The following is a 19,005-nucleotide window of genomic DNA, read 5'->3' as shown; positions in this document are numbered from 1 at the left end:
GCCCAAAACAAATAAGGTAGTTATACTGCCGGCAATGTAGGAATACGGACAAAGACCATGACAGAAGTTGCCCACGTCGATGACTCTCACCAAGCCCCGTCGGTAATCCGGCAACTGCTTGAAAAACTGGCCATCCGCTATAACGAAGTCGTGGATGACGCGAGCCTGCCAGCATCGCGCAAAGTCCAGGCCGCGTTGGTCGAAGACGCTGTTGGCGCACTGCTGATTCTGTTCCCGCAAAGCCAGTTGCTGGACCTCAACCGGATCACCGAGCTGACGGGCCGCCAATTGACAGCCGTCCCGCATGATCGCCTCCTGCGCATGCTCGCCAAACACAATCTGCATGCCCTGCCAGGTCTTCCAGCCCTGACCAGTTCTCCTTGCCTTTATGACGACCGTCTCCTGCAAGAGCCCGCGCTACTGATTGGCTCAGGCGAACCGGGCGTGCTGCTCGAAATCAACAGCGAAGACTTCAAAGGCATGCTGAGCAAGGCCAGTGCGGCGCATTTTGGCGAACTGCTGAGCGGCATCCACCCCAACCTTGATCGTCCCGATGACGATCGCGAGGAAATCACCCAGGCCATGCATGCCTTCACGGCACGGCGCATCCAGCAACGTCTGGAAGCAACCCTGGAAATTCCGCCTCTGGCTGGCACGGCGCAGAAGATCATCAAGCTGCGTGTCGACCCCGATGCAACTATCGATGACATTACCGGCGTGGTTGAAACCGACCCGGCACTGGCCGCACAGGTCGTGAGCTGGGCTGCTTCGCCTTACTACGCATCGACAGGCAAGATCCGCTCGGTCGAAGACGCCATCGTCCGCGTGCTGGGTTTCGATCTGGTCATCAACCTCGCGTTGGGCCTGGCGCTGGGCAAGACCCTGAGCCTGCCCAAGGATCATCCGCAGCAGACAACGCCTTACTGGCAGCAGTCGATCTATACAGCCGCTGTCATCGAGGGCCTGACCCGCGCCATCCCGCGCGCCAAACGCCCAGAAGGCGGCCTGACCTATCTGGCCGGCTTGCTGCACAACTTCGGCTACCTGCTGCTGGCCCACGTGTTCCCGCCTCACTTCTCGCTGATCTGCCGTCAGCTTGAGGTAAACCCGCACCTGCATCACAGCTATGTAGAGCATCATTTGCTGGGCATCAGCCGCGAGCAGATCGGTGCCTGGCTGATGCGTTACTGGGACATGCCGGACGAATTGTCCACCGCATTGCGCTTCCAGCATGACCCTTACTACGCGGGCAAGCATTGTGAATATGCCAACCTGATTTATCTGGCTGTGCGCTTGTTGCGCACCAACGGCATCGGCTCAGGCCCACAGCAGGAAATCCCGGACGAGTTGTTCGAGCGCCTGGGCCTGACCCGGGAAAAGGCCAACGAATCTGTCAGAAAGGTTCTGGAAGCCGAAGTCATGCTGCGTGAGCTGGCGTCTCAGTTCGCCCAGTGATCGGCCTTTTCGCGAATGAATTTGCTCCTGTGCAGACTGTGCGGGAGCAAATTTATTCGCGAATCCTGTTCAACATTGAAAGGTAAGTGAAAGCTTCTGCAATTAGGATCACCTCACCACCGGCAAAAGACCGGCTAGCCAGGAAACGTGCTCAACGCACTTTCAGGCCCAATTAACAAAAATAAATGGTGATTCCGATGTTTGCTCCGACCCCGATCTACACCCTCCTTGCGCCTCCTCTCCACGTATTGCCCCTGCTGAGCTGATTTCGTTCGATTCATCGTTCCGTAGCCGTATTACGTCTGGAGAATTCCTATGTTGACTTTCCTTGGCTTCGCCATGGTTATTGCGTTCATGTACCTGATCATGAGCAAACGCATGACTGCGCTGATTGCCCTGATTATCGTACCGATCATTTTTGCCCTGTTTGGCGGCTTCGGCCCGCAGATTGGCCCGATGATGCTGGCTGGCATCACCAAGCTGGCGCCAACCGGCGTCATGCTGATGTTCGCAATTCTCTACTTCGCCCTGATGATCGACTCGGGCCTGTTCGACCCGGCCGTGCGCAAGATCCTGAAAATGGTGAAAGGCGACCCGATGCGCATTTCGGTCGGCACTGCCGTACTGGCGCTGGTGGTTTCCCTGGACGGTGACGGCGCGACCACTTACATGATCTGCGTCGCAGCCATGCTGCCGCTCTACAGCCGTGTCGGCATGAGCCCGCGCATCATGGCTGGCCTGATCATTCTGGCTGGCGGCGTGATGAACATGACGCCATGGGGCGGCCCTACCGCTCGCGCAGCCAGCGCCCTGCATGTCGATGCCTCGGATATTTTCGTACCGATGATCCCTGCCATGCTGGCCGGTGTGGTCGCGATCCTGGTCATTGCCTACTTCTACGGCAAACGTGAACGTGCCCGTCTGGGTGAACTGCATCTGCAAGGCGATGAAATCGATCACAGCGAAATCAGTGTTTCGCAGTTCCCGGATGCCCGTCGTCCGAAAATGATCTGGTTCAACGGTGCCCTGACGCTGGCGCTGATGGTCGCCCTGATGATGAGCCTGCTGCCTCTGCCAGTGCTGTTCATGATCGCGTTCAGTATCGCGATGATCATCAACTACCCGAAACTTCAGGACCAGAAGGACCGCGTTGCAGCCCACGCTGGCAGTGTTCTGTCCGTCGTCGGCCTGATCTTCGCCGCCGGTATCTTCACCGGCATCCTGACCGGCACCGGCATGGTCGACGCCATGTCGAAAAGCCTGCTGGCTGTGATCCCGGAAGCGATGGGGCCTTACCTGGCGGTCATCACTGCACTGGCGAGCATGCCGTTCACCTTCTTCATGTCCAACGATGCGTTCTACTTCGGCGTACTGCCGGTGCTCTCTGAAGCAGCAGCCCACTACGGCATCACCCCGGTGGAAATGGCTCGCGCCTCGATCGTCGGCCAACCGGTTCACCTGCTCAGCCCACTGGTTCCATCGACCTATCTGCTGGTTGCACTGGCCGGTATCGACTTTGGCGATCACCAGCGCTTCACCCTGAAATGGGCGATCCTGGTCTGCATCTGCATCCTGATCGCTGCACTGCTGATGGGTATTTTCCCGCTGGTCAGCAGCGTTTAATCAAGCCGTGCTCCCCGCCGCCAACCTGACCGTTGGCGGCGGGCATCAGTCAGAAAAGACATATTCCTTGTCGCTGTCCTGATAGCGACGTCAATACACTGATTTATGACAGTTTTATTTCAATAGATCAGTGCCTATGCGATGCTGGCGCCAAGGCCAAAGGCCGACTAAAAGCTTTAGTAGAGCGTCATAAAAAATTTCCGCTCGCTACACGCTGCACCTTCAATCCTTTGCCCTGAATGGGGCACGTCTCAGGGGGCTTTCAGTATGCTGACCCTGCTCGATTTGTTATCCGCCGTCGCCCTGCTGATCTGGGGCACGCATATCGTGCGCACCGGTATTCTTCGCGTGTACGGCGCTCAGTTGCGCCGCGTCCTCAGCCAGAACATGTCCAAACGACCTCTCGCGTTTATCGCGGGCATTCTGGTCACCGCATTGGTGCAGAGCAGCAACGCCACCGCCATGCTGGTGACTTCGTTCGTGGGCCAGGGCCTGATGACGCTGACTCCCGCGCTGGCGATCATGCTCGGGGCCGATGTGGGAACGGCACTGATGTCCCGCGTGCTGACCCTGGACCTCTCCTGGCTTTCGCCGCTGCTGATTTTCCTCGGGGTGATTTTCTTTCTGTCGCGCAAACAGACACGAGCAGGGCAATTGGGCCGGGTCGCCATCGGGCTGGGTCTGATCGTACTGGCATTGCAACTGATCGTCAGCGCGACCACGCCCATCACCCAGGCCTCCGGGGTAAAAGTGCTGTTCGCCTCACTGACCGGCGACCTGATGCTCGATGCACTGGTCGGCGCCCTGTTCGCGCTGATCTCCTACTCCAGCCTTGCGGCAGTATTGCTGACTGCCACGTTGGCAGGTGCCGATGTCATTGGCTTGCCGGTCGCTATCGGCCTGGTGATCGGTGCCAATATCGGCAGCGGGCTGCTGGCTTTCCTCAGTACCAGCATGCAAAACGTCGCCGGTCGGCAAGTCGCCCTGGGCAGCCTGCTTTACAAGTTGCTGGGCCTTTTGCTGATCATTCCGGTGCTCGACCCGCTGGTACACTGGCTCTCTTCTCTGGGCTTCAGCCCTCAGGAACTGGTCATCGGTTTTCACCTGATCTACAACACCGCGCGTTGCCTGCTGATGTTGCCCACGGTTGGCCCGATGGCGCGCCTGTGCGCCGCACTGCTGCCCTATCAGGCAGAAACCAACGGCCCGGCCAAGGCAAAGCATCTGGACCTTGCCGCGTTGTCGACACCCAGCCTGGCATTGGCCAATGCCGTGCGTGAAACCTTGCGCATGGGAGACCTGATCGAAAGCATGCTGGGCTCGATGCTCGCGGTGCTGCGCGGCACGCAAACGGCCGTCACTCAGGAAATGCGCCGCCTGAACGATGATGTGGAAGCACTCTATAGCGCGATCAAGCTGTATCTGGCCCAGATGCCTCGCGAAGAACTGGGCGAGCACGATAATCGTCGCTGGGCAGAGATCATCGAGCTGACCATCAATCTGGAACTGGCCAGCGACCTCATCGAGCGCATGCTTCGCAAGATCCAGCAGCAGAAGACCTCACAGCGGCGCTCGTTCTCGGAAGTCGGGCTGGAAGAACTGGCCGATCTGCATATCCAGCTGCAATCCAACCTGCGTCTTGGCCTGTCGGTCTTTCTCAGTTCGGATGAAGAGAGCGCCCGCCAGTTGCTCAGGGAAAAGCGCCGTTTCAGAGCGCTGGAGCGGCGTCTGGCGCATGCCCATGTCAGCCGCCTGCAACGCAAGGTCGTACAAAGCATCGAAACCAGTTCGCTGCATCTTGAACTCATCGCTGACATGAAACGCCTTAACTCGCTATTCTGCAGCAGTGCCTATGCCGTGCTGGGAACAGCCGATACTGGAGCCTTGTCGAGCGAGAGCATTCAAGAGCAATCGGTGTGAACGTACCAGGCAGAGCGAAGTCTGTTAAACATACCGGCCCGCAAGGAAAGCTGCTTTATGCGTTGCCTGCTGTTTGCTTGTCTGCTTCTGAGTTCTCTCCCTTCGCTGGCCCTTGATCGTCTTCAGGTCGAGGGCTACCTGTTACCCAACGGCCTGCAAGTGCTGCTCAAGCCGGGCTATGAAAAGGGCCATGTGGCGATTCGGCTGGTGGTCGGCATCGGCTTCGATGACTTCGCCTGTCAGGACAAGGAACTGCCGCATCTGCTGGAGCATTTGCTGTTCAGCGGCACAGACGACAGCGGCGAAGGCGGGCTTGAAGAGCGTATGCAGGCGCTGGGTGGCGAGTGGAATGCGTTCACCAGCAACACCGACACCACGTTCGTGATCGAAGCACCGGCCCGCAATCAGCGCAAGATTCTGGATCTCTTGCTGGAGGTTCTGACCAACACCGAACTGCTGCAAAGCCGTTTCGATGAGGTCAAACGCATCGTCGAGCGCGAAGATGGCGGTCACTTTTCCCACCTGCAGCGCCTGCTTGATCGCCGCGAATCGGGCACCGGTGCCAGCAACCAGTTGGCGATAGAGCTGGGGCTCAAATGCGCCGAGCGTCCAGAGGTCAATGACATTACCCTCAAGCAGGTCGAAGATGTCTTCGCGAGCTGGTACGCCCCCAACAACATGACGCTGATCGTTGTCGGCGATCTCGACAGGCTGCTGCCCAGCTATCTGGAACGCACTTACGGGCAGCTCAACCCGACTGACCCCATCGAGCACCCGCCGCTGGCCGAAAGCAATGGCACAGCCCAGGCTTCGCGCACTCTGATCCGGGGCTTGCTGGGCGAGGGCGCACGCCTGCACCTGACCTTCACCGAACCGCAGCTCGAAAAGCAACACGACGAAACCTGGGAACTGGTCGAGGCCTATCTGGACTGGGCGCTCTATACAGAACTGCGCCTCAAGCACGGCTTGTCCTATGGCCCATCGGTTGATCGTGAGGTCTTTGGGGAAGTCGGCTTCATGAGCCTGAATGCCGACCTTGAGCGCGAGGACATCCATGAAGCCGAGCAAAGCATTCGCACCCTGCTTGCGCGCCTGAAAAAAGAAGGCATGCAACCTTCCACCTTCGCCCGTCTGCAACAAGCCGCCATCGCCAGACAGGCATGGGCCGTCCAGGGCAACAGTGCGCTGGCCGATTACTACTGGAGCGCACTCAATGATTACGAAGACGGACGCTTTGCAGACCCGGCCAAACGCATCAAGAGCGTGAGCCTGGACACCGCCAATCAGGCCCTGCGCCAACTGTTGGCCAAGCCCGGTTATTGGCGGGTCGAAAAGTCATTGCTCAGTTATGACGATTTGTATGGGTTGGCTGCGGTGGTTGCCGGGATGATCGGGTTGTTGGTGTTCTGGCGGGTACGCAAGCGTATTCGCAAGTGAGTTCGCTTCGACCCCTTCATATCCCCCGTCGCGGCCAAGGCCCCTCCCACAATCTGTAAGGGACGGTATTTACACGCACCTTGGCATTGATATGCTGCCGGGGTTTTTGAAGCCAATGAAAGTGAACTGCCCAAATGCCTGACTGGAACTCCTACGTAACGCGCACGCTCGGTCTGATACGGCGCTATCCGGGGGTGATTGCGGCAGGTGGTTTCATCTCCGGGATCGCCAGTTTCATTCTGGTGGACCGTCAGGCCGGGCTGGCGACCTGGATTGCGGTGGTCATGCTGATCAGTTGGCTATGGCTGATGATCGAAAACAGCATGGTGCAGCTGTTCAGCAAGACTTTCGGTCGGGAAATACCCCAGGGCCTGCTGCGTTACGGCACGCAGTTGATCCATCAGGAAAGCCTGTTCTTCGTGCTGCCGTTCTTCTTCATCACCACCACCTGGAACAGCGGACAACTGGTGTTCACCGCCTTGCTGGGGGCCGCGGGGCTTATCTCGATCATCGATCCGCTTTACTACAAATGGCTGGCACCGCGCCGCTGGCTGTTCATGGCGCTGCACACGCTGACGCTGTTCGCGGCACTGCTCACGGCATTGCCCATCATCCTTAACCTGACCACTGCAGAAAGCTACAAACTGGCGCTGGGCACGGCCATGCTGCTGTCATTCCCCAGCCTGGCCTCAAGCTTCCCGATCAATACCTGGCGACGCGGTGTGGCGGTGGTCGCTCTGATCCTGGCCGTCGGCAGTGCAGGCTGGCTGTTACGCTCCTGGGTTCCGCCCGCAACCTTGTGGCTGACCGAAGTCGCCGTGAGCACCAACTTCGATAACAAGAACCGCACACCGGGCGAGAGCATCAGCCAGATAAGCGCCGCGCAGCTACGCCGCGATGGTTTGTATGCCTACACCGCCATCAACGCACCTCGCGGCCTTGAGGAGCGCATTTACCATGTATGGCGACGTAATGGCGAAGAAGTGGATCGTATCGCGCTGGATATTCATGGCGGACGCAAGGAAGGCTATCGTGCCTGGACCCACAAACAGAACTTCCCTCAGGACGTTGTCGGGCGTTGGCAGGTCCGGGTGTTGACCGAAGACGGGCAAATGATCGGCGTGCTGCGCTTTGAAGTGACCGATACCGATCAACCGGCAGTCACCAAACCGACAGGCAGGCTGATCAAGCTCAAGCCGGGCGGCGACCAGGAAGAAAGCGCTCCGCAAGCGGAACAGCCCCCCGCTCAGAAGGAAGAGCCCAAGCCCGCGCCGGAACCGGAGCAGCCTGCTTCAGAGCCCGCGCCCGAGAAGCCGGCTGCACAATGACGGTCAGGTAGCGGTCGCACCAAAGAACCAGTAGCAGACGAAAATGGCCGCGACGACACCCGAGAACTCGGCCAGCAGTGCGCAACCCACCGCATGGCGCACTCGCTGGATACCGACCGCGCCGAAATACACCGCCAATACATAGAACGTGGTTTCCGTGCTGCCCTGAATCGTGGCGGCAGCCAGCGCAGCGAAGCTGTCCACGCCCTGGGTCTGCATGGTTTCGATCAACAAGGCCCGCGCAGCACTGCCGGAAAAGGGTTTGACCATGGCGGTCGGCAGGGCATCGACAAAGCGCGTATCCCAGCCCAGCCACTCCACCAGATGGCGGATGCCTTCCAGACCGAAGTCCAGCGCACCCGAAGCGCGCAGCACACCTACCGCACACAGCATCGCCACCAGATAAGGCAGCAGGTTTTTGGCAACATCGAACCCTTCCTTGGCACCCTCGACAAACGCCTCATAGACCTGCACCTTGCGCAGCGCACCAATGATCATGAACAACATGATCAGGCCGAACAGCGTCAGGTTGCCGAGAATGGAGGACAGACCGGCCAGCGCCGCCGCCGACAGCGTGCCCAGGAAAGCCATGAAACCACCGAGCAGCAAGGCGCCCGGAATCAGATAGGCAAGCACCACCGGGTCCCACAGACGCAGACGTTGCATGAACGCCACCGACAGCAGACCCACGATAGTCGACACGCTGGTCGCCAGCAGAATCGGCAGGAATACCAGCGTCGGGTCCGGCGCGCCTTGCTGGGCGCGGTACATGAAAATGGTTACGGGCAGCAAAGTCAGGGACGAAGCGTTGAGCACCAGAAACAGGATCTGCGCGTTGCTGGCAGCCGTCTGGCTGGGGTTCAACTCCTGTAGAGAACGCATCGCCTTGAGCCCGATAGGCGTAGCGGCGTTATCCAGGCCCAGAGCATTGGCGGCGAAGTTGAGGGTAATCAGGCCCAGCGCGGGGTGGCCCGGCGGCACTTCGGGCATCAGGCGCAGAAACAGCGGGCCAAGCACCTTGGCCAGCCAGTCGACAATCCCGGCCTTCTCGGCAATGCGCAGAAAGCCCAGCCAGAGCGTGAGGGTGCCGAACAGCAGAACCATCACCTCGACCGAGAGCTTGGCCATCGCAAAAATGCTTTCGACCATCGCGGCAAAAATACCGGCGTTGCCTCCAATCAGCCATTGCCCCATGGCGGATACGCACGCAACGATAAAAAAACCAAGCCACAGGCCATTGAGCATCGGATATGTCCCTCACAAGATGCGGCGATGATAGCGGCGGGGCGAGCTGGAGGGAAATCGGGAGCCGCAGATACGACAAACCCCGGAAAGCCCGGGGTTTGTCGGTGTAACCGATCAGCGATCAGTCAGCGAGCTGAGCAGCAGGAACCGGGTCCTTGCTGCGCCAGTGCGGCAGGGAGTTCCAGTAGCGCTGGCCCTTGGCTTCGTCGTACATGCCTTCCCAACGAGCAATAACCAGTACCGCCAGGGCATTACCGATCACGTTCAGTGCGGTACGCGCCATGTCCATGATGCGGTCGACACCGGCGATGAACGCCAGACCTTCCAGCGGAATGCCCGCGCTGCCCAGAGTGGCCAGCAGCACCACGAACGATACGCCCGGCACGCCAGCGATGCCTTTGGAGGTGACCATCAGAGTCAGTACCAGCATCATCTGTGCGCCAACCGACAGGTCGATGCCGTACAGCTGGGCAATGAAGATTGCCGCGATGCTCTGGTACAGGGTCGAACCGTCGAGGTTGAACGAGTAACCGGTCGGTACCACGAAGCTGCAAATGGCTTTCGGCGCGCCGTAGGCTTCCATCTTCTGGATCACACGCGGCAGGACCGTTTCGGAACTGGCGGTGGAGTAAGCCAGGATCAGCTCGTCCTTGAAGATGCGGATCAGCTTCATGATCGAGAAGCCGAACATGCGGGCGATCAGGCCCAGGACCACGAAAGCGAAGAAGGCGATGGCCACGTAAACCAGGATCACCAGCTTGGCCAGCGGCAGCAGGGAAGCGAAACCGAAGTTGGCGACTGTCACCGAGATCAGAGCGAATACGCCAATCGGGGCGTAGTTCATGATCATGTGAGTGACTTTGAACATGGTTTCCGAGACGCCCTGGAACATCTTCACCAGCGGCTCACGCACCTCGGCTTGCAGGCTGGAAAGACCCAGGCCGAACAGAACCGAGAAGAAGATGATCGGCAACATTTCGCCACGCGCCATGGCAGCAAAGATGTTGGAAGGGATCAGGTTGAGGATCGTCGCGATGAATGCGTGATCGTGCTGAACCTCGGCAGTGGTCTGCTGATACTTCGAGATATCGACCGTGCCCAGGGTGCTCATGTCGATACCAGCGCCCGGCTGGAACATGTTGGCCAGAACCAGGCCGACAAGAATCGCAATGGTGGTGACGACTTCGAAGTAAATGATGGTCTTGAGACCAATGCGACCCAGCTTCTTCGCGTCGCCCACACCGGCAATACCGACGATCAGCGATGCAATCACGATCGGGATCACGATCATTTTGATAAGACGAATGAAGATATCGCCTGCTGGTTGCAGGATATTACTGATCCACCAGGCCTTCTCGGCACTGAAGTGGTTGAGCAACGCACCGAGGGCAATCCCCAGTACCAGTCCAATCAGAATCTGCCATGCCAGACTCAGCTTTGCCTTCTTCATTCAATTACCCTTGTTTTTAGTGGCTTGGACATACCCGTAACCGACATGCTGAAACTGCTTTTTCCACAGCAATGCCGAAGCCGAAACGTCCAGAGAAGGTCACCGCAAACGAGCATCAAAGCTCTATAGCAGGCGAAAAAAGGCGCAACTATTCCCATGGCACGGGGGTACGTCTAATGCCATAAACGACTACCTCATGCCGAATCGGCATACAAAAACGACCATTCGTATCTAATAACGACACAAAAAAGTTGTCCCTATTGCCCCCACAAGTGGCTAGAACGTCGCCTCCAGCCTGGCAAGGAAAATTGGCAGCGACTGCATGGCCGAGGGAAAACGGGGCCGTATCCTTACAAGAAATATTGGATCGACGGTCGTCCCGGCTCACTGAAAGACGCTGATCCGTCCCATGAATCCACCGCCTGAGGACATACATTCAGCAACATATTTGGCGACTGGGTGAGTGCGCAAGAAGTTGCGCACTGAACTGTGGATAACCCTGTGCATACCTTTATGCAGGGCTTTTAATTCAAGACTTACAGACGATTGCGCAAAAAGTTGCGCAGTAGTGCGCAACTTCTTGCGCACTTTATCCCTGTTTTTTAAAGAAAATCGGGCATGGGTAGCGCTGAAATTTCCTAACCACTTGATACATAAGAGCCTTACCAAAACTGGCATGTCTTTTGATGGGAAAAGGCACCCCGACAGGCCTTTTTGCCCTTTCGGGAGGAGGAGATTCACTCACAGTTTTCAGGCATGGATAGCCAGAAAAACGATCCGTGCTCGTTGCAGCCCAGCACGAGGAACAAGGGATGTTCTCATCGGCCAACCAGCCCCATTTCACGCTGACCCTCGAAGGTGCAGACTTTCAGGTTCTGGCCTTTGAAGGCCGTGAAGCGCTCAACACACCCTTCGCATTTGAACTGGAACTGGTCAGCGAAAAAGCCTCGCTGGACCTCGAAGGGCTGCTGCACAAACTCGCCTTCCTGCAACTGTCGCCTTCGGGCACCGGCATTCACGGCCTGGTGTACAGCATCGCCCAAGGCGAGGCCGGCAAGCGCCTGACTCGCTACCGGATCAGCCTGCGCCCGAAGCTGGCTTACCTGGAGCACCGCATCAATCAGCGCATCTTCCAGCAAATGACGGTGCCACAGATCATCACCCAGGTACTGGAAGAGCACGGCATTCTGGCCAGCGATCACCAGTTTCATCTGAGTACGGAATACCCCGAGCGGGTGTACTGCGTGCAATACGACGAGTCCGACCTGCAATTCATCCAGCGCTTGTGTGAGGAAGAGGGGATTCACTACCACTTCCAGCACAGCAGCAGTGCCCACACACTGGTGTTCGGCGACGACCAGACGGTGTTCCCCAAGCTGGCCCCGGTGGCCTACCAGCAGGACAGCGGCCTGGTGGCCGATACCCCGGTCATCAAGCGCTTCGAGCTGCGCCTGACGACCCGCACCAGTCGCACCACCCGGCGTGACTACGACTTCACCAAGCCGCGTATCGAGCTGGAAAGCGATGCCAAAAGCGAAGCCCAGCCAGATCTGGAGGATTACGACTACCCAGGCCGCTTCACCGATCGCCAGCGCGGCAAGCATCTGGCCAACCGGGCGCTGGAGCGCCATCGCAGCGATTACCGCATGGCCGAGGGCCGCAGCGACCAGCCGCTGCTGGTCAGCGGGCACTTCCTGTCGTTGACCGAACATACCAACGCGGCCTGGAACGATCTGTGGCTGCTCACCGAGATTGTCCACGAGGGCAAACAGCCGCAGGTCCTGGAAGAGTCGGTGACCAGCGACACCACCCACCTCAAGGACGATTTTCACCAGGGCTATCGCAACCGCTTCACGGCCACCCCATGGGACGTGCCATACCGCCCGCCACTGGATCACCCCAAGCCGCAGGTGCTGGGCACCCAGCGGGCGGTAGTCACAGGCCCGGAGGGCGAGGAAATCTTCTGCGACCAGTATGGTCGGGTGAAGGTGCAGTTCTTCTGGGACCGCGAAGGCGAGCACGACGACAAGACCAGTTGCTGGATGCGCGTGGCGTCAAACTGGGCCAGCCAGAACTTCGGCTCGATCAATCTGCCGCGCATCGGCATGGAAGTACTGATCACCTTTCTGGAAGGCGACCCCGACCAGCCGCTGCTCACCGGCTGCCTGTACCACGGCGTCAACCTGCCGCCCTACAAGCTGCCCGATTTCAAGACTCTGGCCACGGTCAAGAGCAAGGAATACAAGGGCAGCCGCGCCAACGAACTGCGTATCGACGACACCACCAGCGAGATCAGCATTGCACTGCGCAGCGACCATGGTGCCAGTGCGATCAACCTCGGCTACCTGACCCATCCACGCCCGTCTGGCGGCAAGCCACGCGGCGAAGGCTTCGAGCTGCGTACCGACCGCCATGGCGCGGTGCGGGCGGCGGCAGGGTTGCTGATCACAACCGAACCACGCCCCAACGAATCGAAACACCACAAGGATCTGCCCGAAACGGCCGAACGACTGGCCACCGCCAGCGAGCAGCAGGACGGCCTGGGCGCCCAGGCCCGCGAAGTGCAGGCTCAGGAAACTGGCGATCAGGACGATGTGGCCAAAGCGCTGCATGCTCAGCACCAAGGCATTCTGGGCAGCGGCCCGGCGAACATGAGCGCCAATGAGTTTCCGGAATTCACAGAACCGCATCTGGTGCTGGCAAGCCCGGCCGGCATCGCCTTGTCCACGCCGCGCTCCAGCCATATCGCCACTGGCGAACACCTGGCCCTGAGCAGCACCGGACACACCAGCCTGTCCATCGGCAAACGCCTGCTGGCCAGCGCCAGCCAGGGCATGCGGCTGTTCGTGCAGAACCTGGGCTGGCGACTGGTGGCCGTCTCCGGCGACATCGACGTCAAGGCCCTCAAGGACAGCATCAACCTGCTGGCCAAGCTCAATATCACCGCCAATGCCGACCGCATCACCATCACTGCCAAGACCGAGCTGGTGATTCAGGGCGGCGGCAGCGCCACCACCTACAACGCGGGCGGCATCACCCACGCCACACCCGGCCCCTACACCGCGCACGCGGCGAACTTTGCCTACACCGGGGCCAAGAGTCTGGCGGGCGTCTTCCCCGAACCACCAAAACCGGGCCAGGGCACGCTGGAGTTGTTCAACCAGTACGCGGGATTGCAGGGCATCAAAGGGGGAGACTTCGAGGTTATCGATGCGTTGGGCAAAAGCCTCAAGGGCAGCCTCGACGCCAAGGGCTTTGCCACGGTTTCGGGCGCAGCACCGGGGCCAGCGCAGGTGAAGTTCGGGCCGGACCCGGCGGACACCTGGAGTGACGGCAGCTACATCGGCAAACCTGAGTGGCCAGCCGAGCAGCCGGAAAGCGACAGCGCGCCGTCGTCCATTCAGGCAATGGTAGCCAGTGTGCTGCCGAGCGAAGGCAAGGCTGCAGAGCTGCTGGACAGCGGCAAGGCGCTGGCCAAGGGCGGGATGGACATGGCCAGCAGTGGAATGGCCGCCGTCCAGAAAGGCATGGGCGTGGTGCAATCCGCACAAGGAGCCCTGCAGACCGCCCAGCAAGCCAAGAGCGCATTGCAGGCTGGCGCATCAGGCCTTCCGCAACTGGCCAACCTGGCTGGCACCGCCGTGCCGAGTGCGGCGTCGGTATTGGGCAACGCGAGCAAGTTGGCGCAATTGCCCACGCTACCGGCAATGCCCAAGCTGCCGAGCTTGCCGAGCCTCACGCCTCCCTCGATTCCCCTGAAAACCCCCGATATTCTGGCGGGTGAGATGCTGTCATGACGACTGAAACTACAGCGGTAGCAAAACGTGAAGCGCAGGTGGCAGTCGCGCCGCTCAATACCCTCGACCTGCAAGACGTGGGACGCGGTGCGGCGGTCTTCGATGCCTGGTTGCAGGAAGTCAGCGGCGGCATCGTGACCCTGGAGCGGATCAAGAACACCGCCGGGGCCTTGCCGGTGGTGGGCAACATCATGGCGCTGGTCGATGCGCTGAGCGATATCGTCACTCTGACCAAGAGCCAGAAACGCGAAATGCTCGACTGGGTAAGCCTGGGCATCAACCTGATCGGCGTGTTGCCAGCGCCACCCACCATGGCTGCGGCGCGCATGAGCCTGCGCCCGACACTGTTTCTGGTGCGCCAGGAACTGCGTCACAGCGCCAAGCTGGTGATGGGCGATGCCCTGATCGAGATTCTGATCGGGCACCTGAACGCCACCATCGTCGGCACCATCGATGACTTCGTCAAACAGGCCGAACCCAAGCTGGCAGCGATCCTCAAGGACGCAGGCAAGCTGGGCGAAGACGTGATCGGCGAAATCGCCAAGGGCCTGGAAGCCGTGGCCAACGGCACCCTCGACGCCAAGGGCGACCTCAAGGCTGCCAACGCCCAGCTCAGCATGGCGGGCGATCAACTGCTCAATGACCCCAAGGCCGCCATCGGCAATATCTTTGGCGGGCTGTTCAGTGCCTACAAGGCGGCAGGCAAAGGTGTCGCCAACAGCGCGGCAAAAAACCTGCTGCCCGACGAAGCCAGGAAACGGGTACTGACCGAAACCGCTGGCCTCAAGGCCATGGGCCCGGAACTGAGCGCCCAGCTAAGCCGCCTGAGCGATCCCCGAGCCTTGCACTCCATTGGCTGGCTGCTGCAAATGCTGGCGACCTCGGTTGCTTCCTGGCGCAAGCGTCAGTTGCGTGGCCAGAGCGCCAGCGTCAAATCGGGCACCACCAGCCAGGCAACAAAGCAAGCGGGCGAAGGAGAAATGGGCGCGCAGGAAAAACAGGCACCCGCCACTGGCAATCCCCAATGCCAGAAAAACGGGGTCTGTGCCGTTACAGACAAAAGCATCAGCTTCGCCCTCGGTTCCGAAACCTTCAGCCACACCGACTTCAGCCTGCCCGGCCCCTTCCCGATTCACTGGGCGCGCCTCTATAACTCGCGTTTGTCGGCCTACGATCAGGGCATCATGGGCGCGCGCTGGATCAGCGAACTCACCACCCGTTTCGACCGGGTCGACGACGGGCTGATGTTCCACGACGCCGACGGCCGCAGCCATGCCTGCCCGCTGCCTGCGGTCGGCCTGTTCCATTACGACGCCATCGAAAACTTCACCCTGGTGCGCGCCAGCGAAGAGCAACTGGTGCTGTGTCGTGGCTTCGAGCGCAAGGAAACCTACCTGCGCCACGGCAGCCACTACCGACTCACCGGCGTCGAACTGCGCAACGGTGCCGGGGTGATGCTGCATTACGAGCATCGCCATGGCGACTCCAGCGTGCTGTCCGACATCCTGACCTATCAGGGTGGCGACATCAGCAAGGTACACCTGCACGTCGGCACGATGCTCGACGAACATGGCCGCCTGATCGGTCTGTGGGAAATCAAGGACGGCACGCCGCTGCGCCAACTGTGCCGCTACCAGTACGACGCTTATGGCGATCTGGTCCAGGCGCAGGATGAAAACGGTGCCGCCTGGCAGTATCACTACCAGTCGCACCTGATCATCCGCTACACCGACCGCACCGGACGCGGCATGAACCTGCAATGGGACGGCAACGGTGCCGACGCCCGAGCCGTGCGCGAATGGGCCGACGACGGCAGTTTCGACACTCGCCTGGAGTGGGACGAAAACATCCGCCTGACCTACGTCACCGATGCCCTGGGCCATGAAACCTGGCACTACTACGACATCAAGGGCTACACCTACCGCATCCGCCACGCCGACGGGCGCTCGGAATGGCTGTTCCGTGACGAGGCCAAGAACGTCGTGCGCCACGTGCATGCCGACGGCAGCACCGACCGCTATCGCTACGACGAGCGCAGCAACCTGCTGCAACATATCCGCGCCGACGACACCGTGGTGCATTACGCCTACGACGATCAGGACCAGTTGATCAAGATCAGCGACGCCGAAGGCGGGCAATGGCAGCGCGGTTACGATGATCACGGCAATCTGGTGGAAGCCGTCGACCCGCTGGGCAACAAGACCGAATACGCCTACAACGACGCAGGTCTGCCCACGGCCATCAAGGACGCCCACGGCAATGAAAAGGTTCTGGCCTACAACGACGCCGGGCAACTCGTCGAATACACCGACTGTTCCGGCAAGAGCAGCGCCTGGGAATACAACGACCTGGGGCAGATGGTCAGCTTCACTGATGCGGCGGGCAACACCACCGAGTACCAGTACAAGGCCGGGCACCTGGCGCTGATCATTCACCCGGACAAGACCGAAGAGCGTTTCGAGCGCGATGCCGAAGGCAGACTGCTGGCCCACGTCGATGCCCTGGAACGCTGCACCACCTGGAGTTACAGCGCAGCGGGCCTGATTGCCGAACGCATCGATGCTGCCGAGCAGACCCTGCGCTACCGCTGGGACCTGCTGGGTCGCCTGACCACCCTGGAAAACGAAAACGAGCGCCGCGCTCACTTCCACTACGACCCGGTAGGCCGTCTGCTGGACGAGTCCGGTTTCGATGGCAGGGTCACCCGCTATCAGTACGACCCGGACACCGGCCGTCTGGCCCGAACCGTCAATGGCGAACGGGCCATCGACCTGAGCTTCGACCCCATGGGCCGCCTGATCGAACGAACGGCGCGCCTGGGCGAAAAGACCCAGACCGAAACCTTTGCCTACGATGGCAACGGCAACCTGATCCTCGCCGATAACCCCGACAGCCGCCTGCAATGGTTCCACGACCCGGCGGGCAACCTGCTGCGCGAGCATCAACACTATCTGGGGCTGGAAAAACCTCAGGTCGCGGTCTGGCAACATGAATACGACGTGCTCAACCAGCGCATCGCGACCACCCGCCCGGACGGGCATCGCGTCAGTTGGCTGACCTATGGCAGCGGTCACTTGCTGGGAATGCGTCTGGATGACCATGACCTGATCGGCTACGAACGCGACGACCTGCACCGCGAGATCGCCCGTCACCAAGGCAACCGCCTGCTGCAAACCCAGAGCTGGGACCCGGCCGGACGCTTGCAGGAGCAACTGCTGGGCCGCTCCGACGACAAATCCACCCTGCTCAAACGTGAATATAAATACGACGCCGCCGGCCAGTTGACCGACATCAACGACAGCCGCCGTGGCCCGCTGGCCTATCGTTACGACCCGGTAGGCCGTCTGCTCAGCGCCACCAGCCGGTTGGGCGTGGAAACCTTTGCCTTCGACCCGGCAGGTAACCTGCTGGACGACACCGTCAACGAAATCCGCCGCCCGCTGGACCAGGACCCCAAACGCAGCCAGTTGCTGGATAACCTGCTGCGCGAATACGCCGGTACTCATTACGAATACGACGAGCGCGGCAATCAGGTACTGCGCTGGCACAACGGTGCCTACAGCCGCCTGACCTGGGACCTGTTCGACCGGCTGGTGCATTTCGACGATGCGCGCCTGGCAGTGGACTACGCCTACGACGCCCTGGGGCGCCGTCTGTACAAGCACTCGACCGCCCACACCCAACACCGCCCCGAAGCGGGCTCGCAATGGAACCGCAACGAACACGCCCGCAAACAACGCGAACTGGGCTGCGGCTTCATCCTCTACGGCTGGGACGGCGACACCCTCGCCTGGGAAAGCAGCCCGGCACAACACGAAAGCGACACCGGCCGCACCGTGCATTACCTGTACGAACCTGGCAGCTTCGTGCCCGTCGCCCAGGCCCTGCGCCAAAGCCCGATCAACCTGCTCGACCTGCCGGACTACAGCGGCCCCTACAACTTCGACGAAGACCCGCTCTGGCATCACACCGCGAAAGTCCAACCCTTCGACGCTCTGGCCTGGTACCAGTGCGACCACCTGGGCACGCCACAGGAACTGACCGACCAGGACGGCAACATCGCCTGGAGCGCGCAGTACAAGGCATGGGGAGAAATCAAGGAACAACGCTCGGCCAGCGCCCAACAGCTCGGCCTGACCAACCCGATCCGCTTCCAGGGCCAGTACCACGATCATGAGACAGGACTGCACTACAACCGGTATCGGTACTATGATCCGAGGGTGGGGCGGTTTGTTAGCAAGGATCCGATTGGGTATGCGGGTGGGATAAACCTGTATGCGTATGCGCCGAATCCGGTGGAGTGGGTTGACAGGTTAGGTCTCAGCCCACGCTGCCGATATGACTCAAATATGAATCCATTAGAGAAAATGGCTCACAGTATACATGGCGAATCTATAAAACCCGGTGGATCGCCGAGGGCGTTCAACAGTGAAACAATTGCTGTAGCTGTTCTGGCTAGCCCCAATGGGGAGACTCAGACTGTGGCTGCATCCAGTCGTGGAAGAATGACAGGGGCTCAGAGGGCAAAGGCCGGTCTGTTGGGGGTCACACCTATTTCAGTGCCTAATGTCTCAGGCCCAGAGGGGCATGCTGAAGTTAATATCATCAACCGATATGCAGCGCAGAATGACATGAAGGTCGTTGATATTGCTGCAAGTCGCCCTATATGTTGCTCTTGTGAGGGAGCAATCCTTAATCATGGTGCAAACCCAGTTTCACCTGTTAAACGTAAAAGATAGTGGGGTTTTTA

The 19,005-nt window shown here is 59.9% G+C and carries 9 protein-coding genes; 7 read left to right on the top strand and 2 right to left on the bottom strand.

From position 1 onward, the window contains the following. Positions 1 to 57 precede the first annotated feature (57 nt). The 5 genes from ACODS3_RS09965 (at position 58) to ACODS3_RS09945 (ending at position 7,763) form a co-directional block, all read left to right on the top strand. Positions 58 to 1,455 carry an aminoacyl-tRNA deacylase and HDOD domain-containing protein gene (locus ACODS3_RS09965; protein WP_201019503.1) on the top strand — a complete coding sequence of 466 codons (1,398 nt, stop codon included), beginning with the start codon at positions 58 to 60 and terminating at the stop codon, positions 1,453 to 1,455. Positions 1,456 to 1,770: 315 nt separating this feature from the next. After that, complete coding sequence (locus tag ACODS3_RS09960) at positions 1,771 to 3,078, top strand: CitMHS family transporter (protein WP_201000972.1); 1,308 nt, start codon at positions 1,771 to 1,773, stop codon at positions 3,076 to 3,078. A 267-nt stretch (positions 3,079 to 3,345) separates the two neighbouring features. Then, positions 3,346 to 4,998 carry a Na/Pi cotransporter family protein gene (locus ACODS3_RS09955; RefSeq protein ID WP_201019504.1) on the top strand — a complete coding sequence of 551 codons (1,653 nt, stop codon included), beginning with the start codon at positions 3,346 to 3,348 and terminating at the stop codon, positions 4,996 to 4,998. A 57-nt stretch (positions 4,999 to 5,055) separates the two neighbouring features. Then, on the top strand, positions 5,056 to 6,435 hold the full coding sequence (locus ACODS3_RS09950) for a M16 family metallopeptidase (RefSeq protein WP_489034066.1): 1,380 nt from the start codon (positions 5,056 to 5,058) through the stop codon (positions 6,433 to 6,435). Positions 6,436 to 6,569: 134 nt separating this feature from the next. After that, on the top strand, positions 6,570 to 7,763 hold the full coding sequence (locus tag ACODS3_RS09945) for a DUF5924 family protein (RefSeq protein ID WP_489034065.1): 1,194 nt from the start codon (positions 6,570 to 6,572) through the stop codon (positions 7,761 to 7,763). 3 nt (positions 7,764 to 7,766) lie between these two features. On the opposite strand, the gene ACODS3_RS09940 is transcribed toward ACODS3_RS09945, so the two are convergent. Both ACODS3_RS09940 and gltP read right to left on the bottom strand, forming a co-directional pair. Continuing rightward, on the bottom strand, positions 7,767 to 9,008 hold the full coding sequence (locus tag ACODS3_RS09940; RefSeq protein WP_201019507.1) for a nucleoside recognition domain-containing protein: 1,242 nt from the start codon (positions 9,006 to 9,008) through the stop codon (positions 7,767 to 7,769). A gap of 121 nt (positions 9,009 to 9,129) precedes the next feature. Beyond that, the gene (gene gltP / locus ACODS3_RS09935; protein WP_201000962.1) at positions 9,130 to 10,458 is read right to left on the bottom strand and encodes a glutamate/aspartate:proton symporter GltP; all 1,329 of its coding nucleotides are present in this window, start codon (positions 10,456 to 10,458) and stop codon (positions 9,130 to 9,132) included. Positions 10,459 to 11,270: 812 nt separating this feature from the next. Here gltP and ACODS3_RS09930 point away from each other — a divergent pair. Together ACODS3_RS09930 and ACODS3_RS09925 are read left to right on the top strand one after the other, a co-directional pair. Next, the gene (locus ACODS3_RS09930) at positions 11,271 to 14,255 is read left to right on the top strand and encodes a type VI secretion system Vgr family protein (RefSeq protein WP_489034064.1); all 2,985 of its coding nucleotides are present in this window, start codon (positions 11,271 to 11,273) and stop codon (positions 14,253 to 14,255) included. After that, positions 14,252 to 18,994, top strand: a complete 4,743-nt coding sequence (locus ACODS3_RS09925) for an RHS repeat-associated core domain-containing protein (protein ID WP_489034063.1) — start codon at positions 14,252 to 14,254, stop codon at positions 18,992 to 18,994. The genes ACODS3_RS09930 and ACODS3_RS09925 overlap by 4 nt, the downstream gene beginning before the upstream one ends. Positions 18,995 to 19,005: the final 11 nt, after the last annotated feature.

The sequence above is a fragment of the Pseudomonas sp. FG43 genome (assembly GCF_057809175.1).
This window is presented reverse-complemented; position numbering and strand designations above follow the sequence as displayed.

What these genes read in the sequence shown, in the direction of transcription:
- ACODS3_RS09965 (WP_201019503.1), top strand. Translation starts at nt 58, where the DNA reads ATGACAGAAGTTGCCCACGTCGATGACTCTCACCAAGCCCCGTCGGTA.
- ACODS3_RS09960 (WP_201000972.1), top strand. Translation starts at nt 1,771, where the DNA reads ATGTTGACTTTCCTTGGCTTCGCCATGGTTATTGCGTTCATGTACCTG.
- ACODS3_RS09955 (WP_201019504.1), top strand. Translation starts at nt 3,346, where the DNA reads ATGCTGACCCTGCTCGATTTGTTATCCGCCGTCGCCCTGCTGATCTGG.
- ACODS3_RS09950 (WP_489034066.1), top strand. Translation starts at nt 5,056, where the DNA reads ATGCGTTGCCTGCTGTTTGCTTGTCTGCTTCTGAGTTCTCTCCCTTCG.
- ACODS3_RS09945 (WP_489034065.1), top strand. Translation starts at nt 6,570, where the DNA reads ATGCCTGACTGGAACTCCTACGTAACGCGCACGCTCGGTCTGATACGG.
- ACODS3_RS09940 (WP_201019507.1), bottom strand. Translation starts at nt 9,008, where the DNA reads ATGCTCAATGGCCTGTGGCTTGGTTTTTTTATCGTTGCGTGCGTATCC.
- gltP (WP_201000962.1), bottom strand. Translation starts at nt 10,458, where the DNA reads ATGAAGAAGGCAAAGCTGAGTCTGGCATGGCAGATTCTGATTGGACTG.
- ACODS3_RS09930 (WP_489034064.1), top strand. Translation starts at nt 11,271, where the DNA reads ATGTTCTCATCGGCCAACCAGCCCCATTTCACGCTGACCCTCGAAGGT.
- ACODS3_RS09925 (WP_489034063.1), top strand. Translation starts at nt 14,252, where the DNA reads ATGACGACTGAAACTACAGCGGTAGCAAAACGTGAAGCGCAGGTGGCA.